This is a genomic window from Lysobacter arseniciresistens ZS79 (genome assembly GCF_000768335.1).
Taxonomy (GTDB): Bacteria; Pseudomonadota; Gammaproteobacteria; order Xanthomonadales; family Xanthomonadaceae; genus Novilysobacter; species Novilysobacter arseniciresistens.
Genome location: NZ_AVPT01000015.1, coordinates 26,414 through 50,012 on the forward strand (window position 1 = coordinate 26,414; position 23,599 = coordinate 50,012).

A 23,599-nucleotide genomic window follows, 5' to 3' on the forward strand; every position below is an offset into this window, starting at 1 on the left:
AGCGCTATCTCGCGTGGTTCGGAGTACGGGGGGCTGCCGCGGCGTTGTTACGGTCTGGAATGGATCAGGAAGCTGCGCGAAACGCCATGCTTGAGGAAATGCGTCGCCGATCGCGCTGGCTGACGGTAAAGGCGGCAGCTAATGCGCTTCCAAGAGAGGACTTTTGCTTCGTGCCAGATCCTCAATGGAAGCGGCCGGTCCTGCTTGAGGTCTTCTTGGCTATTGGGCCCCCCTTAGGGCATGCGTACTGGACTGAGCTCCCTCAAGCGCACTTCGGCGAACGAACGGCTTGCGACCGGCTCTGCGATGATCGATATGCGGCACCTCCATGAAGAGATCGCATCATCGTTGGATCGCCGAGATGAAATGGCTGTCAACGGCCTCCAGGTACACCAGTGAGCAATGACTCCAACGGCTTCAACGGCATTGATGACGCGTTGATCCGCAACGTCGCCTCATTGTTTGTCCATCGCCTGTTTCCGAGTTTTCGTCGACCCGCGTACTTGGGGTGCCCCAACGAACTCATTGAACAGGCGGTGCTTGCAGCGATTGCCCGATCAGCATCGGAGAGAGGCGTGATAGCCGAAGTCGTGGACCTACGTCCTGCGCCGGCGGATCGCTTGAACCACGTGACCGCCCGGTTAGCTGATGCCAGGTGGCACGGGACCCGCTCGGAAGGAGCCGACATAAAGCTGTTGATCCTTCGAGGTTTCGATCTGCTCGAAGGGTCCGAGAACGACGTGCCCACATACCCGTTCCGCTCCGAATTTCAGTTCGACGAGAACCACGTTTGGCTATTCGTAGGGCGAGACTGGAGGCGGCTGAACCGCATGTTCAACGGTCCGAAGCTCCCCCTATACATGGCGGCTACCAGCTGTACGCCCAAGGAGTGGAGGAACTGAACGCAAGGCACCACTGCTCTCAGGTCGCGGCATGCTTTCGATCGTTACGCACAGAATATGGAAGCCGTACTGGTGAAAAAAACCCCCGTCGTACTCGCCCTGGACCTTGAAGGCACGCTGATCTCGAACGCTGTTAGCCAGATCGCGAGACCTGGTCTGTTCGAGTTCCTTGTCGACGCCTCCGCGACGTTCCCGCGAATTGTCGTCTTCACCACGGTCGCAGAGGAGAAGTTCAGGGTGATTGCTCAACGGATGAGTCAGGAGGGAACCGTTCCGCCATGGTTCGTCGACATCGAGTGTGTGCGTTGGCACGGCAGAACCAAGGACCTTTCTTTCGTCGTCGGAGCATCCGTAGATGAGGTGCTCCTAGCCGATGATTTCCAAGGCTATGTCCATCCTGGGCAGGAGGATCAATGGGTTCGGGTAGAGCAATTCCATCATCCCTACTCGCTGGCTGATGTAGGTCTTCGTCAGCTGTTCGCAGTGCTGGAGTCACGGGTCACTCGTCGATGATCTTCGTCCCGGGGCTAATGGGCCTACTGGACTAGGCTTGCTCAATGGGCAAATGTCCACTTCCGCGGGGCGGTTTCAACCGGTCAACGCAACAGCTTGGCTTGGCTTGGGAAAAGCCTGACAGGTCCATGCCCTTCGGGAAGTACTGCCGCAAAAGACCGTGGGTGCTCTCGTTCGATCCACGCTGCCAAGGGCTCTGCGGGTCGCAGAAGTAGACCTGGATGTCGGTCGCCAGAAGCGGACATCCACCGAAGTGCAGCATCCCATGCGTTATCCACGAGTTCCTTTATAGCTTTCTCAGTTGACGCGTATTCTTGGCTCAGCAACGTCGCAAGGCGAGCGTCGACTTGAAAGTGCATCCTGATTCATGCGCCCTCCCTGTTCTTGATCCCGAGTGCCGCGGTTGACGGTGCGCTCGATCATGCTGACCTTGCCAAGTTAAACGCCAGCAGGCGTTCAAGCACTTGCTCATCGCTCAGCGGCCAACTCCACCCGTAGGCATGAGCTACGGCCTCATCGAGCTCATTGTGGAGAGACACAAGCCAGTCAGGCCGCTCGTTGTACAGAGCGGTGATGGTACGAGCGGCCAGTCGCTTCTCGAACCCAGACTTGGCCACTGGCCTACTGGGATACCCCGGCGTTGGCTCATCAACCCAATCGACCCATTGAGCAGGATTCAACCAAGCATTACGACGCTTCGCGAGGGTAATGGCCAGCTCGGTGATCCTCTTGGCTCGGGGATCGGCCAACACTTTCTTCAGCGGCAGGTTGGGCGTGATGCCATCGGGGAAAGGAAACGTCTCGAACGTGGTCGTGGAGGTATACCTAGGCCGGTCTTCTAAGGTGTGGAGTTACCAGCATCTTGTGGACAGGTCTAGCATCCATGCGATCAGCGGGAGGCAAGCATCATGTCTTCGAAGAAGGTTCCAAGCCGGACTCGGCGGGCTTATCAGTTCATTGAGTCGCATCGGAATGAGTTCAGCGTTCAGATGATGTGTCGGCTGCTTGGAGTTGCTCGTGCTGGCTACTACGCTTGGCTCGATCATCCGGTGTCCGATCGAGCCCAGGAAGATGCGCGCCTGCTACGTCTCATACGATCATCTTTCACCGCAAGTCACGGGATCTATGGCGCCCCCAGGGTGCTGCAGGATCTACGCGAACGCGGTGAGAAATGCAGCAAGCACAGGGTTGCACGCCTCATGCGCGAGAACGGCCTCCAGGCGTTACACGGCTACCGAATACGTCATATCCCGGTTGCAAAGCCGCACGCATTGATCCCTAACGTGCTGCAGCGTCAGTTCACGGTGTCGAGGCCCAACGAGGCCTGGGTTACGGACATCACCTACATCCGTACCTGGCAAGGATGGCTCTATTTGGCCGTCGTCGTGGACCTCTTCTCGCGCAAGGTCGTAGGCTGGGCCGTCAAGCCGACGATTCATCGAGAGCTGGTCCTAGAAGCCGTCTTGAAGGCCGTTCGTGCTCGGCGCCCAAGAAAGACCCTGATCCACTCGGATCAGGGAACGCAGTATGGAAGCGACGCGTGGCGACGCTTCTGCAAGGCCAACCATCTTGAGCCAAGCATGAGCAGGCGGGCGAACTGCTGGGATAACGCAGTTGCCGAGTCTTTCTTCGGAAGCCTGAAGAAGGAGCGCATCAAGAAGCGCATCTACGCGGACCGCCAAACGGCTGCCTTGGACGTATCCGAGTACATCGAAGGCTTCTACAATCCGATCCGTCGGCACAGCTACCTCGGTGGCGTTAGTCCCATCGAGTTCGAAGCGGCACATCGGTCCCGCCGCTCAGGTGTCCACTAAATCCTGGTAACTCCAGTGGTTCCCATCCGCAGGGCCCACACCTCATGGATCTTCGACTGAAGAACCCCGAACATGAAATCGTCATCGCGGGCGATTGCGTAGACAGATCCACTGGGCAGCATGGACGGCAGCTGGAAGTCGAATACGCGATGCTTGGAGACTTCTGGCGTTGCGATCCATCGCTTCAGGCCGTCGATCGCCTTGCGCAACTGGGGACGCGGCCGCTGGTGCCTCCACCATGTGCCTTGCGCGGCTACCTCTCTGCGCTTGTCAGCTGACGCCACTGCGGATTTCAGATGCTTGAATGGGGCCTCGAAGAGCATCGCCTCCTTCAGTTCCATCTCAACGCCGAAATCGATCAACCAAGCATCAGTTGGCCTGCGAACAAGGTCCATACCGTTGAGCCAACGGCGCAGGGCTGTGCTGTTGGGTTCGCCGTGCGGGTTGGGTAGCGTCAACCACTCCCGCGCTGTCTCGGCAGGGACTTCGAACGGACCACCGAGTTTCACCCCCTGGAAGCAAAGTCCCTTGTTCTGAGCCAAGGACTTGGCTTGGGTTAGATCCAGTTCCACCCCACCGAAAGCCTGTGCGTGGAGGTCCGGATAGATCGTCTGTACTTCCTGGCCATCTAGCCGCGCGGGCGCACTGGACTGACCGAAGGCGACTAGTGAGACCCGCACCGCTGTGCCCTTGTCCCACCACTCCTGATCACTCCAGGCGTCGTAAATCCGCGACTGATCGACGATGCGGGCTAGCGAGAGGCGATTGGCGCCGCCTCGAATGCTGTTGGTGGCGACCAAGCCAGCACGGTGGGTTGTGCCGCTCTCGATGGCATCCATCGCACGCTCGAACCAGTAGCAGACGAAATCCGCCCCTTCGGACACACGGCCGTCGTATGCTTCGCGCAAGGCTTGGACGTATTCCTCCCCTAGTTCGCGTAGAAGCTTCTTGTTCCCGATGAAGGGCGGATTGCCCACGATGACATCGGCTTGCGGCCAGGCGGCAGGAACTTTTCCGGTGATCAATGCGTCCCGGCACTGGATCTGATCCAGCGGAAGGAGGATGGGGTTCTTCCTCGCGCCGTAGCCGTTCTGAACCATCCATTGGAGCTCACCGATCCATACGGTGATGCGAGCGAGCTCGGCGGCGTACTCATTGAGCTCAATGCCCGTGACCTGAGCAGGCCCGACTCCGAGGATCTGCCGCTCCAGCCCCAACTCGGAGCCTTCAATCATGACGCGGTGCTCGAGATCTTTCAGAGCCCTCAGCGACATGAACAAGAAATTGCCGGAACCACAAGCCGGGTCAAGAATCGTGAAGGCACGCAGACGATCTAGGAAGTCAGAGAAACGCTGCTTGGCCTGGTTGTGGGCCTGAGTGCGCGCACTCTTCTCAGCTCTGCTCAGACCCTGCCGAGACCCGTGCAGATTGGCCTTATTCATCAGCTCGGCCAGCACTGCCTTTTCCTCTTCCCAGGCCATCAGCCAAGGCTGGCTGACCACAGGTCGCACGACCTTCATGATCGTCTCGGGGTCGGTGTAGTGAGCGCCTAACTGGGAACGCTTTTCCGGGTCGAGGCCTCGCTCGAAAAGTGTGCCGAAGATCGAGGGATCGATTTGGTCCCAAGACAGATGGCAGGCAGCCAGAAGCGTCCGCAGCTCCTCGCGGTGCAGTGGCAAGGTGGTGTTGTCGTTGAACAAGCCACCGTTGAACCAGTGAACCTTGACGAAGCCTGCCTGCCCTCCCGTACGCATGGCTTCAAACAGTTGGGCTGCGTTCGACTGGAACGCGGCAGGATCGTCTTGGGACGCCGTTACCATCCGTGTGAACAGTTGGTCCGGCAGCAGGCCGATGTCCTCGGCGAACATGCAAAAGACCAAGCGATTGAGGAAGTGGGCGACTTCCTGGGCAGCATGGCTTCGGCGTCTCAACGTCCAAGCCAGGTCCGCGAACTTCTGTGCAGCCTCTTTGGTGATGTCGGATCGTTTGGTCCCGGGACGCAACTCTTCGGGGTTGTGGAACATCGCCCGGACCTTGCGCAGGACCTCGGGCTGGACCAAGTCCTCCACCACGAAGCGATGAACTTCCTTCACCGTGTTGGTGAAGTTGGTATGGATCTCGATTGTTTGAAGGTCGGAGACAACCAGCAGAGGGGGGTTCTGCAGATCATCGGAATACATCTTTAACTGGGCATAGGCGTCTTGAAGACTACGCCCGGTGCCCTTGGCCTCCCAGCCGAAGAAGCCTTTCTTCCAGGCGTCGGCGAAGCCCTTGCCGCCTACCGTCTTCTCCGCCCCGTATTCAAAGGCGAACCAAGACCGGGTGGGATCTGCCTCTCTGGGCGTCTTGTGCCCGACAAGCAGGCACATGTCATTGAAGAAGGACTGCGCCTCGGCACGCTCCTTCCCGCCTCCTCGCCATTTGGCGATGAACTCATTCGGTGTCATGTTCCACCCCTTGGACCTAGCAATCATACGACGGCCCAGAACACGTCCTTAGGTCACCGACACCGAGTGTGTCGGAGGCGCAGATTGGCGCACCAGTGTCCCGACGGCGAGCCAGTCCAGGCTTCTCGCATCCGCCACAACCTCCGCCCCGCAAACAATCTGGCGAGGTGCAGAAGAGCAGGTGAACGCATCGTCGCGTCTCGGGGTTAGAGCAGCGCTTGGAGCCAATGCGCGACGTTAGGAAGCGCCTTCAGTCCGGCCTCGAGGGCCTTCTCGGTGATTGTCCCGATGCCATCGGCCGGCATGGATTTAAGCTTGTCGACAAGTCGCTCCTTAACCGACTGGCTAACGTCAGATGCCTCGACCTGCTTGATCAGCAACGCCCGAACGGAATCTTCGTGCAGGCGGATCGTCTGCACGTTGAGGATCGCACCTAGGCCGCCATCGTCCGCAATGAAGTCGATTCCCTTCGCAGTGATCTTGCCCCAGGTGAGCTGGGTGCCGAGGTCGATGTATTGCTGAAACTTCGCATCTACGAGCCCGTGCTCTTGCAGATATGCAATGTTGACCCGCAAACCGTTGCCCGGGCAGATGGGGTCGAGGTCGCCAGCATCCACCGTCTCCGGGTAAGCGGAGGCGAGCTTCCACAGCAGATCTCTCTGCTTCGAACGATCAAGCAAGTCGGCCACGCGCTTCTCCAAGGTAATGACGTGCAGACAGCCTACAGCGCCCGATGACGTGCGGGCTGCCTATCCCAGTGCTGCACAAGCGAAGGACCAGAACCTTCCAAAGCAGACGTCCGCTTCCGGCCAGAAGCGGTCATTCGCTGGAACGTCACTGAACTGATTGACAGGGCAGCATCGGCTCGGATGACTTGTTCGCCGACCCACCCCGCACCAATGGAAGTATTGCGGGCATCTAGGCCGGGACTTGATACAACCGATCAGGCCGGCCAGCGCGGGTGCAGGTCGTCGATCGTGTACGGGTGGGCATGTCGTAACGCATCGGCGTCGGCGAAGTGTTCCAGAAGATGAGGGTGGTCGGCTGGCAGATCGTCATGACGATGCGCCAGCACTACCGGATCCTCGGCGGGCCACGCCAGCCAAGCGGCCACGAGCCCAAGCGCCGCCAAAGCGCAGAGCGCGATCAATGCCGTTCCGAAACCCGCTGCTTCGCCCAGCCAACCGGCCAGTGGATAGGCGACCATCCAGCCGGCGTGTACCAGCGAGAACTGTGCCGCAAAGAGCAACGGCAGATCCGCGCTGCTGGCCGAACGCCGCAGCAACCGACCGCCGGGCGTGATCAGGCCCGCATAGGCAATGCCCAGCACGATCCAGGCGATCGCCAGCACCCACCAGTTCCAGTGCTGGAAGAGCCACACGGCCGCCGTCGCCGCCAAGCCCAGCACCATGACCATGCCGGCAGACAACATGATGCGCCGATCGTGTTGGCGATCGAGAAGGCCCGGCAGCAACACGGCCGCCAGCATCGAACCGCCACCAAATGCCGCCAACGCCCAGGCCACGTCCTGCTCGCTTCCGCCCATTGTCGAACGCATGATCACGATGGTGTTGACGAACACCATTGCACCGCCAGCGGCGGCAACGAGATTCAGAGCCAACAGAGCGCGCAGTCTGGGCGTATGCAGGTATATCCGCATGCCACGCAACGCACGCGCGTATGGCGTGTCGTTCGCCCGTACGGTGATCGGTTCCGGCAAGGTGCTCCCCAGTACCAGCAGAGCGGAAAGCACGAACCCCACCGCTGTTCCGGCAAACAGTCCGTGGAAACTGATCACCATCAGCAGCACGGCCGCCAAGGCCGGGCTCAGCAGACTCTCCAGATCGTAGGCCAGCCGCGACAGCGACAGAGCGCGGGTGTAGTCACGTTCGTCGGTGAGAATTTCGGGGATCACCGACTGGAACAGCGGCGTGAAACCAGCCGAGGCCGTCTGCAGCAGCGCGATCAGCAGGTACACCTGCCAGATCTCGGTCACAAACGGCAATGCCAGCACCATTACCACGCGGATCAGGTCGAATACGACCAGCACGCGCTTGCGATGCCGCGGCGTCACCAGCGCACCAGCCAACGGCGAGATCACAACGTACACCGCCATTTTGATCGCGAGCGCCGTACCGAGCACCGCACCGGCGCGATCGCCGGCGAGGTCGTAAGCCAAGAGCGCCAGCGCGACGGTCGCTAGGCCGGTGCCGACCAGCGCAACCACCTGCGCCAGGAACAGGTGCCGGAAGTTGCGGTGGCGCAGGATCTCGATCAAAAAAATTTCTCCGGTCACTTTGATCGTAGCCATGCTCAAGTCAATAGCTCCGCCGGCTAATATCCGGCGGAGCACTGACGGTTGTCGCTACTTCTTGCCGGCTGAAGCGTGATCGGCATCCGAAGCACTTTCGGCCTTCTTCTCGGCGTCGCAACGGGCCTTGAGGTCTTTGATGTCGGTGTCAGCGGAGGCGCTTTCATGTTGCTTCACTTCCAACTCGTCGCAGGCACTGATCGTGGCCGCCGGCTCGGCCTCCATCATCTGATCGAACGCTTTGGGATCGTGCGCGTTGGCCGACAGCGACAACAGCAGAGTTGTCGAAAGCGTCGCGAGAGACAGGACAACGGAATGCTTCATGGGATATCTCCTGGTGCTAGAGGTTAATGCGCCTTGCAGCGCGAACGGAACGGCTGGAACCGAAGTGGATCAGGGGCGATACAGGTCTTGCTGGAAGCCGCTGATATCGAGCTGGACCGTGACGGGCGTATCGCCACGATTGAGCCAGTACCAGCCGTGCGAGCCATCGAACGGTGCGGTGAATGTGCCCGATGCCTGGCTCTGCTCACGCTCGATCCAGTAGCTGGTGTATTCGTCCTTGGCCGCATCCACGCGCTCGCCGTGCATGTCGACGGCCACGGCGGCGTCGGCGGTCCAATGGAACACGAAGGTGTCGCCCTGGCTCATGTGCGCCTTGATCTCCGCGCCTTTGCCCGGGGCCAACATCAGCGACATGCTGTCGGTGCGGTAGTTCGCATCGTGCTTGGCCACGGTGGCGGCCGCCGCCGGTTCGATGACGGGCGCATCGCCCCCGGCTGCCTCCGCTGGCGCGCCCAGCACGTTCAGTCCGAGCTGGGTGCCGATGCCGGTGGGATCGATCCCGTACTCGGCCGGCAACACGGTGGTGACCAGGACCACCGCGGCCACGGCAATGGCGACCGCGGTGGCCTTGAGCAGGCGCCCGGTCGATGGAAGGGACTGGGGTTGTGCATGGATAACGGACATGGAATTACCTCGAAATTACGAAACGAAGAAGCCGGTGAGCTGGTAGCCGATTAGCATGAAGCCGGCGGTCATCAGCACGGTGTTGGCCGCAAAGGCCTGGCGAGCGAAGGCATCGCTGCGGCGCCAGAAGCCCATCGCGATGAGGATCGCGCCGAGCGCCAGCAACTGCCCGATCTCGACGCCGACATTGAACGCCAGGATGTTGGGCACCAGTCCGTCGCTCGACAGTTCGAAATCCTGCAGCTTGGTCGCCAGGCCAAAGCCATGGAAGAAACCGAAGATCAGGACCGCGATCTTGGTGTTGGGTTGCACCCCGAACAGGCGCTTGAACCCGCCCAGGTTGTCCATCGCCTTGTAGACCACCGACAAGCCGATGATCGCGTCGACCAGATACGGATTGACGTGGACGCCGCCGAGCACGCCGTACAGCAGCGTCAGGCTGTGACCGACCGCGAACAGGGTCACGTAGATGCCCACGTCGCGCATCCGGTACAGGAAGAACACCACCCCGAACAGGAACAGCAGGTGGTCGTAACCGGTCACCATGTGCTTGGCGCCGAGGTACATGAACACCAGCAGGTGGGTGCCGGTGCTGTTCTTCAGGAATGCGGCGTCATCCTCCGCCACGCCATGGGCGATCGCGGTGGTCGCCATCAGCAGCAGGGCAATGAAGGCCAGCGGAATGCGCCATTTTCGGCTTGCATCCAGCAGCCGGTGCGTAGGTGAATTCAAGGGCATGCAGATCTCCGGAACAGGGTTGGGGTGTGCGAGCGGCGCGGCCGTTACAGCCGCGTTCTCGCGCAGATTGCTGGCAGGAAGAGGCGGTCGCATCATGCCGCCGCTCGCAGGTCGGATCGATCCCGGTGCAGCAGGCGATACAACGCCGGTAGCACCAGCAGGGTCAACAACGTCGAGGACACGATGCCGCCGATCACCACCGTCGCCAGCGGTCGTTGCACTTCCGCGCCGGTGCCGACATTCAGCGCCATTGGCAGGAAGCCCAGGCTGGCCACCAGCGCCGTCATCAGCACCGGCCGCAGTCGCGACAACGCGCCATCGACCACCGCCTCGTGCAGTGGATCGCCCTGCGCGCGCAGGTTGCGGATGAAGCTGATCATGACTAAGCCGTTGAGTACGGCCACGCCGGATAACGCGATGAAGCCGACGCCGGCCGAGATCGACAACGGAATCCCACGCAGCCACAGCGCCAGCACGCCGCCGGTCAGCGCCAACGGCACACCGCTGAACACGATCGCGGCATCACGCGCGGAGCCGAACGCCATGAACAGCAAGCCGAAGATCATGATCAGCACCACCGGAACCACGACCATCAGCCGGTTGCTGGCCGAGATCAACTGCTCGAAGGTGCCGCCGTAGTCGACCCAGTAGCCGGGCGGCAGTTCCACCTCGCGCGTAACCTGCTCCCTCAACTCCTCGACGAACGAGCCCAGGTCGCGGTCACGCACATTGGCCGTGACTACCACGCGGCGCTTGCCGTTCTCGCGGCTGATCTGGTTGGGGCCGAGCGCGACCTCGATCGTGGCGACCTCGCCCAACGGAACATGCGTCGGCGAAGGCACCTCCGACGCACTCGCATCGGGCACCTCACGCTGCCCGTCCGGCAACGCAATCGGCAGGGACGCAAGCGCCTCTCGATCCTGGCGCATTCCTTCGGGCAGGCGCACCACAATGTCGAACCGCCGGTCGCCCTCGAACACCTGGCCCGCCACGGCGCCGCCCATCGCGATGCTGACAGCGTCCTGCACGGCCGCCACCGAAAGCCCGTACCGGGCCAACGCCGCACGGTCAGGCGTGACGGTCATCAGCGGTAGGCCCGTGGTCTGTTCGAGCTGCACATCGGCCGCGCCGGCCACGCCGTTGGCGACCGCCTCGATCTGCGCGCCTAGCTCCGCCAGCAGGTCGAGGTCATCGCCGTAGACCTTCACCGCCACCTCGGCACGCACGCCGGCGATCAACTCGTTCATGCGCATCTGCACCGGCTGGGTGAACTCGTACTTGTTGCCGGGAATGGTGGCGACCGCGGCTTCCATCTCGCGGATCAGCACCTCCTTCGGCTTGCGCGGGTCCGGCCAGTCGGCACGATCCTTCATCATGATGAAGGTGTCGGCGACCGACGGTGGCATCGGATCGGTGGCGACCTCGGCGGTACCGATCTTGCCGACGATCATGTCCACTTCCGGGAACTGGCTGATCCGCGCTTCCAGTTGCTCCTGCATGTGCAGGGCCTGGGTGAGGCTGGTGCCGGGGATGCGCAGCGCATGCAGGGCGATGTCGCCCTCGTCGAGGTCGGGGATGAATTCCGTCCCGAGCCGCGTGGCCAGCAGTCCCGCCGCGATCGTGATCACCGCGGCCGCCGCGACCACCACCACGCGCAGCGCCAGTGCCTTGTGCAGCAATGGCGCGTACAGCCCCTTGAGGCTGCGCATCACCTTGGTTTCCTTCTCAGCGACCCGGCCGGTCACGAACTGCGCGACCGCCGCCGGCACGAAGGTCAGCGACAAGGCCATCGCCGCGGTCAACGCGATCACCACAGTGAACGCCATCGGATGGAACATTTTTCCGGAGACGCCGGTCAGGGCGAAGATCGGCAGGTAGACGGCGGCGATGATGAAGAGCCCGAACAGACTTGGCTTGATGACCTCGGTCGCCGCGGAGGCGGCCAGCTCATGCCGTTCGTCGCGGGTCAGCAACCGACCCAGGCGGTGCTGGGCTTCGCCGAAGCGGCGCAGACAGTTCTCCACGATGATCACCGCGCCATCGACGATCAGGCCGAAGTCCAGCGCGCCCAGGCTCATCAGGTTGGCAGAGATGCGATTCTCGACCATGCCGGTGATCGTGAGCAGCATCGCCAGCGGAATCACCGCCGCGGTGATCAACGCCGCACGCAGGTTGCCGAGCAGCACGAACAGCACGACCACCACCAGCAATGCGCCTTCCAGCAAGTTGGTACGCACCGTGGCGATCGCGCGACCGACCAGGTCGGTGCGGTCGTAGACGGCGGTCGCGTTGACGCCCTCAGGAAGCGAGGCGTCGATCTCGACCAGCTTGTCGGCGGATCGCTGTGCGACCGCGCCGCTGTTCTCGCCGATCAGCATGAACACGGTGCCAAGCACGACCTCCTCGCCGTCCTTGGTGGCCGCGCCGGTGCGCAACTCCTCGCCTTCCCCCACTTCGGCAACATCGCCGATCCGCAACGGCAGACCGTCCCGGGTCGCGACCACGATCTGCTCGATGCCTTCCGCATCGGCCACCTGGCCCGGCACGCGAATCAGGTACTGCTGGCCCGAGCGCTCGATGTAGCCGGCGCCGACGTTCTCGTTGTTGCGTCCGACCGCATCCACGAGGTCGCGCAGGCTCAGTCCGTAGGCGACCAGCTTGGCCGGATCGGGGGTGATGTGGAACTGACGGGTGTAGCCGCCGACGGTATTGACTTCGGTAACGCCATCAACGTGCCGCAACTGCGGTCGCACCACCCAGTCCTGCAAGGTCCGCAGACTCGTGGGCGACCACGGTTGGCCTTCGCTGTCAGTGGCACCCGGTTCGGACTCGACCGTGTACATGAAGATCTCACCCAGACCGGTGGCGACCGGGCCGAGACTCGGCTCGATCCCCTCCGGCAACTGCGATGAGGCCTGTTGCAGGCGTTCGGCAATCTGCTGGCGGGCGAAGTAGATGTCGGTACCGTCCTCGAACACCGCGGTGACCTGCGACAGGCCATAGCGCGAGATCGAGCGGGTGTAATCGAGACCGGCGAGACCGGCTAACGCAGTCTCGACCGGGAAGGTGATGCGTTGTTCCGCCTCCAGCGGCGAGTACCCGGGCGCTTCGGTATTGACCTGCACCTGGACGTTGGTGATGTCGGGCACCGCATCGATCGGAAGGCGGCCGTAATTCCAGATGCCCAGCCCGGCCGTGCCGAGCACAAGGAGCAGGACCAGCCAGCGGTGCGCGATCGCCGCGCGAATGATTCGTTCAAGCATGGCGCGATCCTCAGTGGTCGTGGCTGGCGCCGGATTTTTCGATGTCGGCCTTGATCAGGAAGCTCTGTTCGGTCACGTAGTTCGTGCCCGGCTTGAGTCCCCCCAACACCTCGACCCACTCGCCGTCGCGAGCACCCAGTTCCAGCATTCGCACCTCGTAGGTCTCGCCGATCTGCGCGAACACGACGGTGAAGTCGCGGAAGCCCTGCAACCCCGATTCCCTTACCGCCAGCGGCACCCGTTGTTCGGCGACCGTGGCCTCAGCGCTGACAGTCATGCCGGGACGCCAGCGTCCGTCCGCGTTGGGCAGGCTTGCGCGGGCAACCACGCTCTGCCCGGCGGTGGCCAGTGGCAGCAGCGTGTCGATACGGGTGTCGGCTTCCAGCTCGCCGGTCGCCGCCATCACGCGCACCGGCTGCCCGGCTTCCAGCTTCGCGGCGGCCTCGCCGATGGCATGGAGCTCCACCCAGACTTCCGACAGGTCGGCGATCTCGACCAGCGTGTTGTCGCCGGCGAAGTCGCCGACGTTGGTGTCGCGCGACAGCACCACGCCATCGAACGGCGCGGTCACCGGATAGTTGCGCATGCTGTCGTTGCCTTCGACTACGACCAGGGTCTGGCCGCGACGCACGCGATCGCCCTGCTGCACGCGCACGGCCCGCACGGTGCCGGGAAAGCGCGCCCGGATCTCGGCATGGCGGCTGTCATCGATCGCGATGCGGCCCATCAGCCGCACCGTGTCGCGGATCACCGCCGGTCCGGCGGCCTCCACTTCAATGCCAGCGTCCTGCGCGACCGCCGCCCGGATTGTGGTGCGGCCCTCGTAGGAGGCGTACTCCCATTGGTGCTGCGCGCCTTCATGCGTCGCACTGACCTTGACGTCGAACGAGTGCGGCTCGATCACGGTGCCGTCGCCGACCAGATAACCCTCGACCGGCTTGAACGCGAATGTATCGACCTGCCCGTCGAGCCGGTGCAGCTCGACGCGCGCCTGCACCGTTTCCGGCGCCAGCGGCTCGCCGTCGTCGTACGCGTACAGCCTAAACTGCGGCGGCACGCCGGTCTCGAAGATCGTGACTTCGAGCGCGAAATTGCCATCGCGCAGCATGCGACCGTTGTGCGGCCCGCGTTCGTAGTCGGCGGCCGCGGCCGATTCGGCGTTCTCTGCTTGCGGCTCGTTGGCGCCGCCACAGGCGGCAAGCATCAATGCGAGCCCGCAGGCGGCGAGGATTCTGAGCATCATGGTGAAATTCCCGAAGGCAGTGCGGTCAGGCGTTCAACCTCGACCAGAAGGGTGTGGTAGCGAGCAGCCGCGTCGACGCTGCGCTCGCGCAGTTCGAACAGCGTGCGTTGCGCCTGCGTGAGCGTGACGAACGAGAAGCGTCCAGCCTCGAACCCGCGTTGGGTCAGGGCGTAGGCTTGTTCGGCCTTAGGCACCATTTCTTCGAGCAGCGCATCGTGCTCGGTCCGGGCATGGCGCATTTCCTGATACAGCGAGAACAGCGCCTGACGGCTTTCGGCACGTTGGGCCTCGCGCCGCAGTTGCACCGCCGCCAGTTGCGCATCGGCTTCGGCAATCGCCAGGTTGGCCCGCGGACGGCTGCCCAGCGGCACCGACACCGACATCACCAGGCCTTGGTCATCGAGCGCCTCCAGGCGGCGCACGCCAATGCTCACGTCGATGTCGGGCGTGGCGCTGGTGATCGCGACGCGCCGCCGGGCCGCGATGGTGTCGGCCTGCAACAGGGCGTCGCGTTGCGTCGGCGTCATCGGCAAGCGGGCCGCGAGGATCTCGAATGGTTCGACTGGCGGCAGTTCGTGCAGGGTTCCGGTCACGGCCGTGAAGTCGGGCTCGATCGCGCCCCAACTGGCCGCAAGGGTCATGCGCGCGCTGGCCAGCTCGTGCTCGGCATCCTCGACCGCCAGTTCCGCCTCGGCCACGGCGATCTCGGCGGCGCGCAGGTCGGATGAGGGATTGCGTGCGGCCTCTACCCACCGGTCGACTTCAGCCCGGGTCTGCTCGGCCAGCTTCACCCGCTCGCGGGCGAACTCCAGTTGCTGCTGGGCCGCCGCCACCGCGACATAACGCGCGGTCGTGCGGCTGGCGATCTCAAGCTTGGCGCTGTCTGCCAGGTTGCGCTGACGCAGTACCTCCGCGGTGCCCAAGGCTCGCCGGGCCTCGCGCTTTCCGCCCAGTTCGATCACACGGCTCAGCCGCAGCGTGGTCTCGGCGTAGCGCGCGCCACCTACCGCGCCGGTCCCGCCAAAGTTCTCCAGCTCGCCCCCAACAACGAACTGCGTCGGCAGCGCCGCCCGCTCGGCACGGGATTCCGCAGCGCGCACTTCGGCCAACTCGGCGGCGAGGATGGGATTCGATTCGAGGCTGCGGGTGACCGCCTCCTCCAGACGCAACAATTCAGCAGCTTGTCCCGACGGGACGGCGCCACAGGTCCCGGCAAACGCCAGGGCCATCAGCCAACGCAGATTCACGGATAACCTCCGGGTGATCGACAGACAACGCAGTGCGGACCGCCCAATGGGCGGCCTGGTGCGTTACGCGATCGGAGGTCGGTGCGGAGGTGTTCGCGCCGAAGACGGCGGTGGAGAGGTGGTCAGGTGAACGCCGGGCGCCACAGGCACCAGCGCGCTGAGCATCACTACGGGAATGGTCGGCAGGGTCGAAACGGTCGTGCCGACGTCATGCGCGTGCAGCACCGTGGTGTCGCCAGGATCCAGGTCCCGGGGCGGATCGTCGTGATCGGACAGCCCATCGGCCAGTTGCGCGGCGTGATCGTGCGCGTGGTCGCCGTCCGCGTGTGCGTGGACTTCCCCGGTCGAGATGCCGGCCGAGAGCATCGCCACCAGCAGCAGCAAGCCGGCCAGTTGCCCGATCGGGCGCTGGATCCAGAGGCTCACGCGTCGGTGGAGGGCTCGCAGCGACATCGCGGCAGAATGCCGCAAAGATTGCGTGGGTTCAAGGAGCGGCGTGGAGCATTTGATCCCATTCAGGGTTCGCTGGACTACAGCCACCCCCACAACGCAGCCGCCGCGATCACCGCCGGAATCACCAGTTTCGCCTTCGACGCGAACAACACCGCCAGCACCAGTGCAAACAGGATCACCGCCTCCAATCCGGTCAGGCTGACCTTGATCAGCGCCAGCGTGGTGCCGGCGATCAGCCCGACCACACCGGCGGTGAGCCCTTCCAGGAACAGGCGGATGCGGGGTTGATGCACCACGCGCTCCAGCGCATCGTGGCCGACCAGGGTGAAGGCGAACGCCGGCAGGAAGATGCCGACCGTCATCATGACCGCGCCCCATGGCCCGCCGCCCAGGTAGCCGACAAAGGTCGAGAAGATGATCAGCGGCGCCGGCAGCAGGCCCGATAACGCCAGCCCGTCGAGGAACTGGGTGTTGCTCATCCACGCGCCCTGCGTGACTGCGTCGCGCTGCAGGAACGGGATCACCGTGTAGGCGCCGCCGAAGGTCAGCAGGCCGGCTTTCAGGCCGGACCAGAACAACGCCAACAGCGGCATGCCGTCGCGGCGCACGGGCTCGGCATCGGCTGCGCTGCCGCTCAGTACCGCCAAGCCGGTCAGTCCGCCCATGGCGACCACATAGCCGATCACCCCGGCCGCGGTCGCGGCAGCTGATGCCCACGCCAGCCACCGGAATTGCCGTTGCGCCAGCAGGTAGACCGCGCCCGCGACGGTCAGGACGATGCCGAAATGGATGCCGGCCAGCTGCGCCACGGTCGCGCCGATCGCGATGCCCCACAGCCAGCGGTCGGTCACCACGTGCTCGCCGATCCTCACCACCGCCCGCACGATCAGTGCGGCGACCGCGACCTGCACCGCCGCGAATACCGCGGCCACGCCTTCCGTCTGCAGGCCGTAGCGCACATAGGCCCACGACAGCGCGAACATCAGTACAAACCCGGGCAGCATGAAACCCAGCCCCGCCAGCACACCGCCCCAGCGGCCGCGCGAGCGCATGCCGAAGTACACGCACAATTCGTGAGCCTCGGGGCCGGGCAGCACCTGGTAGACCGCGAGCACGCGGTTGAATTGCGCGCTGCTGACCCAGCGCTCCTCGTCGACCAGTTCCTGCCGGATCATCGCGATCTGCGCGACCGGGCCGCCCCAGGCCAGCGCCCCGAACCGCAGGAAGCGCAGGAACAGCCGGAGCCAAGGGTCCCGTGGCACTACATAGCCAGGGAAGTCACCATTGGCCAATGGCTCTTTTCCAGTCGAAGTCGCCATGGCTTGCCTTGGTCCGAAGGAGTGGCGGGTATCCGGCTCGCCATGTTGATTGGGCCACTATTTGGCACGTCGGTCGAGTGCCTGAATGTCCTGATTCGGGTGAACGACCGCTATGGGTCGGAAGCGGACACGAGGAGATCGGAAACAGCGTCCGAAGGCCCTCGGCCACCTCGGGAGTGGCGGCTTAGCCGCTTGCGGCCAGCGCACCCTATCTCAATTAGCACTCTTTATTTGCGATCTGCTAATTGTTCGAATTCAATAACTTAGCCGTGTTTTCAGGCCCTTGTGCTCAGATGGAGGCATGCTCATGCGCATGTCGCAAGCTCTGGTCCGCTATCGGCCAGAAGTGGCGCAGCCTTTCTCGATTAGCCTTGCAAATCGGACCGCCGGGCAGTGCGGTGGATGGGTCAATCCATTGGGGAGGTCCCACTGTCGTCGGTCGGCAGGCGTAAAGTGAGGCATCTGCCAGCAGCGGGCGCGGCATACGTCGCACACTTTGACGACCCAACAAGACGTCCTCTCGTTTGAGGCCCGTACGCGCGCCGACGAGCTTCGGGCCGCATTCCTAGAACGCATGCAGTCCCGGGACCAGGAGGCGATGAACGTGGCCATCGAGTGGGCCGCCCAAAGCAGGACCAGCCTAAACGGCCGCCTGCGCGTCGGGGACGAGTTGCGGGAGCGCCCGCGCCCCCGGCTGGAAGAGTTGCCGCTGGCGGTCCGCTTGCGTGAGGCCGGAGAAGCTTGGTATTCACCGGCTCTCGTCGGGGTGTTCCTGCGGCTGGGGCCCGAGCTGCTGGCACAACGGGCTGGGGTCTCCGTACGTGACTTGGATGCGTGGCCGCCCGGCCTTCAACTGCATGCGTATTTAAAGGCCGTGGTCGAAGTGCTGGTCAAGGCGATCGACGTCCATGACGGCGACGAGCGCCTCGCGGCCGCGTGGTACCTGGACTGCGCCATGGCTGAGTTGGACGGCCATACGGCGGATGAAATGGTCCGAGCAGGGCGGCAGGCTGCGGTGGTCGAGTACCTGGATGCACATCTGAGCGGCTAATCGGATGAGTCGATCACGCTCGATGCCTACATTGCTGGTGCCCCGATGAGCACCTAGTGGAGGCTGTGGCGGATCGGTTCGCGCATCCCGCCTTTGCTCGCCTGTGCGTTCCCTGCCAAGTGGCCTGCTCGGTCGATATCAGGTGTCCCGCTGCGGGTTGGAAGCAGCCGCTTCCTAGCCCAATTACCCTCAATTATCGGCCGGCCGGGTAATGTATCCCTCGGCAGGATAATTCCGGGTAATTGCACGTAGGCCATTGATTCCAAAGCTTCCTTTGGAAGCGTGCCACGCCCGCGGGAGGTGTTCTACGCAAGCTGCATGCCCTGCGATTCGGCCAGGTGCGGGCCTGGACAGGTGAGCCGGCCAACTGAGGGGGCATTGGATCCGACCCTCCATGCGCCGCGATGGCGGTGCGGCAGATCTTCGACGAGGTTGCCGGAAGGCAGGAATTCGGGAGCCACCGCTTGTCGAGCAGGCCCACGGTTGCACCATCGCCTGATTCCTTCATTCCTCCTAACGGCAACCGCCCCCGTCGCGCGCTATGGACTGATTTTCCTTGCCCGCCAAAGGTGCGCACCGCGGACGGGCACCATTTTTCGGTCAGTTACTCGACGTTTCTCACATCGAGCTTGGTCCGAAGGTTGGGCCTGCCAGCGTCGCACGGCCCACTGCCATGTCCCCTTTAAGCCAGAAGGGGTCTCATCCCTCGCTATCGGGTGCCCATCTGGATGACGTAGTTCGGGTCGAACCGCGTGTTCTCTGCCTGCATGGTTCGGCCAGGATAGCCGCGTGGGTTGCACACGACGCGGCATGGTCCAACCGAGTAGTCGAACGAGCCGTGCATATGACCATGGATCCACAGGTCCGCTTCCGAGACGAGATCCTCAAGGCCCGACGCGAACGCGCAGGAGAGTACGTCGTCTCGGTAGCGCGGCGCTACGGAACCCAATGAAGGCGCCATATGGGTGATGACGACGGTCGGCCCATCGAACGGTGTTGCTAGCCGCTCACGAAGCCAAAACGCGTGTCTGTCGTGCCATTCGGCTGTGTCAGCCGGGTGGAGAGTGCGATTGCCTTGATTGGCGAGTCGGATCAGACGGTAGTCATTGAGTGCACGAAGCGAGGCCATCATGGCCTCGTGGCGCCGGTCTTCGCCGAAGAGCTCGAAGTCCGTCCACAGTGTGCAGCCCAGAAATCGTACGCCGCCGATAAGGACCTCTCTTTGCTGCAGATACTCAACCGTCGAAGACGTCGCACAGGCCTCCGCGATACGGCGCTCGACCTCGTCGATAGGATGGCGGTAGCCCTCATGGTTGCCGCTGACATAGAGCGTGGGGATACCCGGGAAAGTGCGCTCGGCCCACTGCACGCAGGATGCACCGTTGTCGATGTCTCCGGCCAGGATCACAACGTCAGGACGACTGACCGCCAAATCGATGCCGACGGGGGTGTCGCCCCAGACTTCGCGGTGGAGATCGGACAGGATCAGCAGGCGCATTGGTAGCTCCAAGAGACGGCGGCGGCCGAAGTGATCGACACCACTAGTGACGGTTCGGGCTACCTCCGCCCACTGCTTGGCTACTACACGCGGGGTGGAGCAGCGGGAAGCTCGTCCAATCTGGGTGTCAGTCACTGACCGCGCGAAACATGGTTACATACTGGGACCCCATGACCTGCCGCCAAATGGGAGGCAAGGAACGTCGATGAGCAGACCCCACGAACTGACGCGCAACCTGGTCCAAGCCGGCGCGTTCCTCAAGGAGCTGCGCGCTGACATGCGGCTCCCAGAAGACGTCCGCCGCGAGGCCCATCGATTGCTTCGTCATTATCCGACCGTGGGGCATATCCAGAACTTGGCCAACACCGCTGTTGGCGTCTTGGGCCCGATTCTGGACAGGGAAATCGACCCCGACTGGTGCTCCGGGTACAAGCATGGCCCTCATCGCCGGTAAGGACGGGGCATAGCCTTTGCCACGACCCTCGAAGGGATCTCACGCTTGTACTTCCTTTTCAAGGCCAGGACTAGGCGGCCTTGCGATGCTCGTAGTACGGGTGCTGCTTGTCGTCGAAGATCGCGTACAGCGCTTCCAGCTCACCCGCCTTGGGGTTCAGCCAAGCGTCGACGTGCTCGGGCTTGATGTTGATGATGGTCCGGTCGTGCCCGGCCGCAGCCACCTCCGGCTCGGGGTCATCGGTGATCGCGGCGAATGACAGCAGTTCGTCGTTACCGGCAGACCAACGCGACCAAAGGCAGGCGATCAGCATTGGTTCGCCGGATCGGGGCGCGAACTCCACAACAGCATTGCCCTCCGTCGTCTCGACGTTCTCGTAGAAGCGGTCCGCAATCAGCACCGCGTGGGAGTGGCTGAAGAGCGGCTTCCAGAAGCCTTCGAGGCTATCGCGCCGTGCGTTGTAGGTGCCAGGGAACTTGCGGTCGTAGAACTCTGGCTTGCCCGCCGGCCGGCATTGGTAGCGCATGGGCTTGATCACGCGTCCGCCGTCCTCCCAGACCATCACCGGGGCGTACATGCCCGGGTAGATGCGCGAGTCGCGCGGCTGATCATCGGTACGCTTCAGGTTGGCCAAGCGTTCCTTGATCTGCTCGACCTTGTTGCCGGCAATGCGCTGGTCGTTTTCCGCCTTTTTCGTGATCTTGGTCTGAAGCGTGCGTTCGGCGTCGGCCAGTCGCTTCTTTTGCTTGAACAGTTCCTGCTCAAGGCCCGCGACCTCGGAGCCGTGGATCTCGCGCACGAGGCCCGCGATCTCGCCGGCCTTGAATGCCACGTCCATGGCCTTGGGGGTCTTCAGCTTGTCGCCCTGGCGCTTGCGCACGTAGAGGTCGTGGAAGGTACGGATGTCGATGTTGGCACCGTAGTGGCGAACGTACTTTTCGTAGTCCGCCCAGACCTGAGCCGAGTAACACATGGAAACCTCCTGCAGGCTGCTGGCCCGAGTCTACGTCTGGCGCTCCGAGGCATCCATGTAGCCCAGCTCCATCAGGATCTCGTCGATCGCCTGATGCGCACCTTCGACCGCGTCGTCGCTGATCGCTGCAGCGGCATCGACGATGTCGTCCGCTTCGCCGCAGAACGCCGGCATGAAGTCGGCGGGATCCGGACTCGCGGTCCTCAGCTCCACGGCGTGATGACGGAGCGTGTCGATCTGTTGGCGGACGCCAGCCCAGCTGGTTGATGGGATCTCGGTCATGATGAGCGGCCGCGCGGTTTCTGAGGTAGGGAGCATGCTCCGCCGCGGCGTTCTCAGCCCGTGAGATTCCCGGCGCTATCGTGTATCCATGCTCCCCGAAGGCTTCGACTGGCGGCCCTACCTCAACGGCCCTGCGCTCTACGCAAGGGACCGGATGTTGGCCGTACTGTCTCGCCTCACGGACGGTTGGCGCATCGACTTCGTGCTTTACCGTCGTAGCGAGTTTTTCGCCAGCGAAGCGACAGCGATCCGCTATGTCACCGCTTGGGCGTGCAAGTGGGAGACCCGGATTCGAAAGGAGGTCGCCGCACCGGTAGTTCTGGGTTGGTAGGAAAACCCTGACCCTGCGGCGCGGCCTCGACCGACTGATCCAACAGGGCGCCGCCGGCAAGCTATGCCTGCCCCGGCGCTAGGCCACCACTAAAGCTGCAGATAGCGCAGCGGAGTCCGGTCGAACGGAATCGAAAGACTGCGCCGGGGCGTCCCTTAAATCCGAAGGTCGCCGGCATGAAGTATCGCGTCGAGTTGCGAGAGAACGACCAGTGCGGCGACCTGATCGCCAGTCCGGCCGCGAACACGCGCCACCCAACGCTCCACCGCGCCTGGACCGCCGCGATGGTGGACGCCAAGCACTGCTCAACCATGCTGGGCGTGTTGGTCTGCATCCGGGTCTTCGACCAATTCGAACAGCTCGCCGTCACAGGGCGCGCGGCACCGAACCAAAGACCGCCCTTGCAGGAAGAAGATCCACGTCAGTTCCGCTGAACCAGTGCCATAACAACGGCGTCCTCTGACTCAATGTGAGCCAGGAAGCGATGATCGCTGACCGACACGCCTCAACCATGTCGGCACCTTCCTCCCGATCGCGCCGCACACCCACCAGCGTCTGCACTACGTCAGATTCTGGGGGGCGGCATAACCGACACGGTCGCCGCCGGGTGCTAGCGGCCCACAGCAAAGACTCCGACGGTGCTATCCACGCACAAAAACCAGTGCGCCGGGATACACCAAGACAAGCCGAAGCTCTCGAACGGTCAGGCTCGGTGCGTACCGTTGCAGCGAGGAGCGTCAAGATCGCAGCTCCGCCTCCCTACCCCCGATAACAATTTCAAATCGCTCGCGCGCGTGGTCCGCTTCCGACCCTCAGCGGACGTCCCAATCAGTACCGACCCCTGCTTCTCGGAATCGACAACGCCACACCTATCCAACGCAGTTGCATCAAGCTCTAAATTGCGTGGTCACGTAGTGCCGCTCCAGGTCTTTGTAGCCGTGGTTGCGTTCGATAAGGAGCTCGAACGCTCTGTGCCAATCCGTAAGTAGGGGAAAGCACGCCAGCTCTTTACCGTTCTCCTCCTGGATGGCAAACAACCCCGCCGGCTTCTTGCCTAGTTCGCGTTCGTACTCTGCGATCGCCGTTTCGATGACGGTCTTCGCTTCATCGATGACAGGTTTTGATCGATTTCTCAACTCGGCGTGCACTACGCTCAAAGCGGCCAGGTAGCCGCGCGCCATCCGGCGAAGATCGACCTTGTCGGGCATCTCGTCGAGCACATCCTTCTTGAATTTTCTGTTCAGTCCGAGCTTTGCCTTCTCGGCATAGGGCTCAACTACATAGGCAAGTTGTTGTGTCGCCTTGTCGCGCGCGCCCCCGAGGGAAATTGAGTCAACGGTCGACGAGTAATGCTGCACATGGTTTCGGTAGGTCTCCATGAACCGATACGCGAAGCTGCGATCGTACTCGCGATTCATCGAAGTGCGTGCAAGGCGAAGCTCTGAACGGAGCCCCATCGTTTGGGCGTGATACCGCGGGGCTTGGTCGACATAAATACGACCGGCCGTGACCAAGTTCGCTAAGCGTCTGGCAAGTACAGCTTTGATGGCAAAGAACGCCTCGTAGCTGTACTCGCTGCGCATCATTCGGCCTACGGCGAGGCTGGCGAGTTCGCGCTCGAACTCTTCATGATTAGAGACCAGCAGGTCGTATGCCTCTTCACCCAGCAAGGCATTGGACAAGGCACGTCGGGACTGGCAAAGCGAGAAAAACTTCCCCTCGTCAATCTCTACAGAGGGGAAAACCCCGAGCGCCTTGATCTTTAGTCTGTATTCCATGCCGGTTGCGATC

At 62.9% G+C, this 23,599-nt stretch carries 22 protein-coding genes and 1 pseudogene; 7 read left to right on the top strand and 16 right to left on the bottom strand.

The annotated features are described in order from the left end of the window. Window positions 1-395 precede the first annotated feature (395 nt). A complete protein-coding gene (locus N799_RS15320; RefSeq protein WP_152597874.1) occupies window positions 396-902 on the top strand; it encodes a hypothetical protein in 507 nt (168 codons plus the stop codon). A gap of 57 nt (window positions 903-959) precedes the next feature. After that, entirely contained in the window at window positions 960-1,415 is a 456-nt protein-coding gene (locus tag N799_RS08980; protein WP_036211115.1) for an NIF family HAD-type phosphatase, read from the top strand. A 31-nt stretch (window positions 1,416-1,446) separates the two neighbouring features. Here the strand turns inward: N799_RS08980 and N799_RS14750 are convergent. Further along, window positions 1,447-1,650, bottom strand: a pseudogene (locus N799_RS14750) (transposase); the annotation flags it as partial. 673 nt (window positions 1,651-2,323) lie between these two features. Between N799_RS14750 and N799_RS08985 the strand changes: the two are divergent. After that, window positions 2,324-3,229, top strand: a complete 906-nt coding sequence (locus N799_RS08985) for an IS3 family transposase (RefSeq protein ID WP_036211117.1) — start codon at window positions 2,324-2,326, stop codon at window positions 3,227-3,229. On the opposite strand, the gene N799_RS08990 is transcribed toward N799_RS08985, so the two are convergent. From N799_RS08990 to chrA, 11 genes are all read right to left on the bottom strand, one after another. Further along, window positions 3,226-5,676, bottom strand: coding sequence for a class I SAM-dependent DNA methyltransferase (locus N799_RS08990; protein ID WP_052101402.1), 2,451 nt, complete (start codon window positions 5,674-5,676; stop codon window positions 3,226-3,228). The two genes, N799_RS08985 and N799_RS08990, sit on opposite strands and share 4 nt — an antisense overlap. Before the next feature lie 206 nt (window positions 5,677-5,882). Continuing rightward, window positions 5,883-6,365 (bottom strand): hypothetical protein, encoded by a 483-nt coding sequence (locus N799_RS08995; protein WP_152597875.1) that lies wholly within the window; start codon window positions 6,363-6,365, stop codon window positions 5,883-5,885. A 254-nt stretch (window positions 6,366-6,619) separates the two neighbouring features. Next, complete coding sequence (locus N799_RS09000) at window positions 6,620-7,987, bottom strand: MFS transporter (RefSeq protein ID WP_425476981.1); 1,368 nt, start codon at window positions 7,985-7,987, stop codon at window positions 6,620-6,622. A 54-nt stretch (window positions 7,988-8,041) separates the two neighbouring features. Next, the gene (locus N799_RS09005; RefSeq protein ID WP_152597876.1) at window positions 8,042-8,311 is read right to left on the bottom strand and encodes a hypothetical protein; all 270 of its coding nucleotides are present in this window, start codon (window positions 8,309-8,311) and stop codon (window positions 8,042-8,044) included. Between the two features lie 69 nt (window positions 8,312-8,380). Then, window positions 8,381-8,956 carry a hypothetical protein gene (locus N799_RS09010; RefSeq protein WP_036211126.1) on the bottom strand — a complete coding sequence of 192 codons (576 nt, stop codon included), beginning with the start codon at window positions 8,954-8,956 and terminating at the stop codon, window positions 8,381-8,383. Window positions 8,957-8,971: 15 nt separating this feature from the next. Further along, the gene (locus N799_RS09015) at window positions 8,972-9,694 is read right to left on the bottom strand and encodes a HupE/UreJ family protein (protein ID WP_052101403.1); all 723 of its coding nucleotides are present in this window, start codon (window positions 9,692-9,694) and stop codon (window positions 8,972-8,974) included. A 92-nt stretch (window positions 9,695-9,786) separates the two neighbouring features. Continuing rightward, window positions 9,787-12,957, bottom strand: coding sequence for an efflux RND transporter permease subunit (locus N799_RS09020; protein WP_036211129.1), 3,171 nt, complete (start codon window positions 12,955-12,957; stop codon window positions 9,787-9,789). Window positions 12,958-12,967: 10 nt separating this feature from the next. Continuing rightward, the gene (locus N799_RS09025) at window positions 12,968-14,197 is read right to left on the bottom strand and encodes an efflux RND transporter periplasmic adaptor subunit (RefSeq protein ID WP_036211212.1); all 1,230 of its coding nucleotides are present in this window, start codon (window positions 14,195-14,197) and stop codon (window positions 12,968-12,970) included. Beyond that, complete coding sequence (locus N799_RS09030) at window positions 14,197-15,447, bottom strand: TolC family protein (RefSeq protein WP_036211133.1); 1,251 nt, start codon at window positions 15,445-15,447, stop codon at window positions 14,197-14,199. Before N799_RS09030 ends, N799_RS09025 begins: the two co-directional genes overlap by 1 nt. Window positions 15,448-15,510: 63 nt before the next feature. Next, window positions 15,511-15,873 carry a hypothetical protein gene (locus N799_RS09035; protein ID WP_152597877.1) on the bottom strand — a complete coding sequence of 121 codons (363 nt, stop codon included), beginning with the start codon at window positions 15,871-15,873 and terminating at the stop codon, window positions 15,511-15,513. Window positions 15,874-15,977: 104 nt separating this feature from the next. Then, window positions 15,978-17,162 carry a chromate efflux transporter gene (chrA, locus tag N799_RS09040; RefSeq protein WP_036211140.1) on the bottom strand — a complete coding sequence of 395 codons (1,185 nt, stop codon included), beginning with the start codon at window positions 17,160-17,162 and terminating at the stop codon, window positions 15,978-15,980. A gap of 655 nt (window positions 17,163-17,817) precedes the next feature. Here chrA and N799_RS09045 point away from each other — a divergent pair. Further along, window positions 17,818-18,270 (top strand): hypothetical protein, encoded by a 453-nt coding sequence (locus N799_RS09045; RefSeq protein ID WP_152597878.1) that lies wholly within the window; start codon window positions 17,818-17,820, stop codon window positions 18,268-18,270. A 709-nt stretch (window positions 18,271-18,979) separates the two neighbouring features. On the opposite strand, the gene N799_RS09050 is transcribed toward N799_RS09045, so the two are convergent. Further along, window positions 18,980-19,768, bottom strand: coding sequence for a metallophosphoesterase (locus N799_RS09050; RefSeq protein WP_036211146.1), 789 nt, complete (start codon window positions 19,766-19,768; stop codon window positions 18,980-18,982). A 205-nt stretch (window positions 19,769-19,973) separates the two neighbouring features. Between N799_RS09050 and N799_RS14755 the strand changes: the two genes are divergently transcribed. Continuing rightward, the gene (locus tag N799_RS14755; RefSeq protein ID WP_081974876.1) at window positions 19,974-20,222 is read left to right on the top strand and encodes a BPSL0761 family protein; all 249 of its coding nucleotides are present in this window, start codon (window positions 19,974-19,976) and stop codon (window positions 20,220-20,222) included. 70 nt (window positions 20,223-20,292) lie between these two features. On the opposite strand, the gene N799_RS09060 is transcribed toward N799_RS14755, so the two are convergent. Together N799_RS09060 and N799_RS15325 are read right to left on the bottom strand one after the other, a co-directional pair. After that, window positions 20,293-21,195 (bottom strand): SOS response-associated peptidase family protein, encoded by a 903-nt coding sequence (locus tag N799_RS09060; protein ID WP_036211152.1) that lies wholly within the window; start codon window positions 21,193-21,195, stop codon window positions 20,293-20,295. A gap of 30 nt (window positions 21,196-21,225) precedes the next feature. Further along, on the bottom strand, window positions 21,226-21,477 hold the full coding sequence (locus N799_RS15325) for a hypothetical protein (RefSeq protein WP_152597879.1): 252 nt from the start codon (window positions 21,475-21,477) through the stop codon (window positions 21,226-21,228). 88 nt (window positions 21,478-21,565) lie between these two features. On the opposite strand from N799_RS15325, the gene N799_RS15655 reads away from it, so the two are divergent. Further along, window positions 21,566-21,808 (top strand): hypothetical protein, encoded by a 243-nt coding sequence (locus N799_RS15655; RefSeq protein ID WP_036211155.1) that lies wholly within the window; start codon window positions 21,566-21,568, stop codon window positions 21,806-21,808. A 176-nt stretch (window positions 21,809-21,984) separates the two neighbouring features. After that, window positions 21,985-22,242 (top strand): hypothetical protein, encoded by a 258-nt coding sequence (locus N799_RS09070; RefSeq protein ID WP_036211158.1) that lies wholly within the window; start codon window positions 21,985-21,987, stop codon window positions 22,240-22,242. Window positions 22,243-22,695: 453 nt separating this feature from the next. Here the strand turns inward: N799_RS09070 and N799_RS09075 are convergent, their stop codons facing one another. Beyond that, window positions 22,696-23,586 carry a hypothetical protein gene (locus N799_RS09075; protein WP_036211161.1) on the bottom strand — a complete coding sequence of 297 codons (891 nt, stop codon included), beginning with the start codon at window positions 23,584-23,586 and terminating at the stop codon, window positions 22,696-22,698. Window positions 23,587-23,599 lie beyond the last annotated feature (13 nt).

What these genes read in the sequence shown, in the direction of transcription:
- N799_RS09045 (WP_152597878.1), top strand. Translation starts at nt 17,818, where the DNA reads ATGAACGTGGCCATCGAGTGGGCCGCCCAAAGCAGGACCAGCCTAAAC.
- N799_RS15655 (WP_036211155.1), top strand. Translation starts at nt 21,566, where the DNA reads ATGCTCCCCGAAGGCTTCGACTGGCGGCCCTACCTCAACGGCCCTGCG.
- N799_RS09020 (WP_036211129.1), bottom strand. Translation starts at nt 12,957, where the DNA reads ATGCTTGAACGAATCATTCGCGCGGCGATCGCGCACCGCTGGCTGGTC.
- N799_RS09070 (WP_036211158.1), top strand. Translation starts at nt 21,985, where the DNA reads ATGAAGTATCGCGTCGAGTTGCGAGAGAACGACCAGTGCGGCGACCTG.
- N799_RS14755 (WP_081974876.1), top strand. Translation starts at nt 19,974, where the DNA reads ATGAGCAGACCCCACGAACTGACGCGCAACCTGGTCCAAGCCGGCGCG.
- N799_RS08985 (WP_036211117.1), top strand. Translation starts at nt 2,324, where the DNA reads ATGTCTTCGAAGAAGGTTCCAAGCCGGACTCGGCGGGCTTATCAGTTC.
- N799_RS08980 (WP_036211115.1), top strand. Translation starts at nt 960, where the DNA reads ATGGAAGCCGTACTGGTGAAAAAAACCCCCGTCGTACTCGCCCTGGAC.
- N799_RS09050 (WP_036211146.1), bottom strand. Translation starts at nt 19,768, where the DNA reads ATGCGCCTGCTGATCCTGTCCGATCTCCACCGCGAAGTCTGGGGCGAC.
- N799_RS09000 (WP_425476981.1), bottom strand. Translation starts at nt 7,987, where the DNA reads ATGGCTACGATCAAAGTGACCGGAGAAATTTTTTTGATCGAGATCCTG.
- N799_RS09015 (WP_052101403.1), bottom strand. Translation starts at nt 9,694, where the DNA reads ATGCCCTTGAATTCACCTACGCACCGGCTGCTGGATGCAAGCCGAAAA.
- N799_RS09025 (WP_036211212.1), bottom strand. Translation starts at nt 14,197, where the DNA reads ATGCTCAGAATCCTCGCCGCCTGCGGGCTCGCATTGATGCTTGCCGCC.
- N799_RS09075 (WP_036211161.1), bottom strand. Translation starts at nt 23,586, where the DNA reads ATGGAATACAGACTAAAGATCAAGGCGCTCGGGGTTTTCCCCTCTGTA.
- N799_RS09005 (WP_152597876.1), bottom strand. Translation starts at nt 8,311, where the DNA reads ATGAAGCATTCCGTTGTCCTGTCTCTCGCGACGCTTTCGACAACTCTG.
- N799_RS09060 (WP_036211152.1), bottom strand. Translation starts at nt 21,195, where the DNA reads ATGTGTTACTCGGCTCAGGTCTGGGCGGACTACGAAAAGTACGTTCGC.
- N799_RS09010 (WP_036211126.1), bottom strand. Translation starts at nt 8,956, where the DNA reads ATGTCCGTTATCCATGCACAACCCCAGTCCCTTCCATCGACCGGGCGC.
- N799_RS15325 (WP_152597879.1), bottom strand. Translation starts at nt 21,477, where the DNA reads ATGACCGAGATCCCATCAACCAGCTGGGCTGGCGTCCGCCAACAGATC.
- N799_RS08990 (WP_052101402.1), bottom strand. Translation starts at nt 5,676, where the DNA reads ATGACACCGAATGAGTTCATCGCCAAATGGCGAGGAGGCGGGAAGGAG.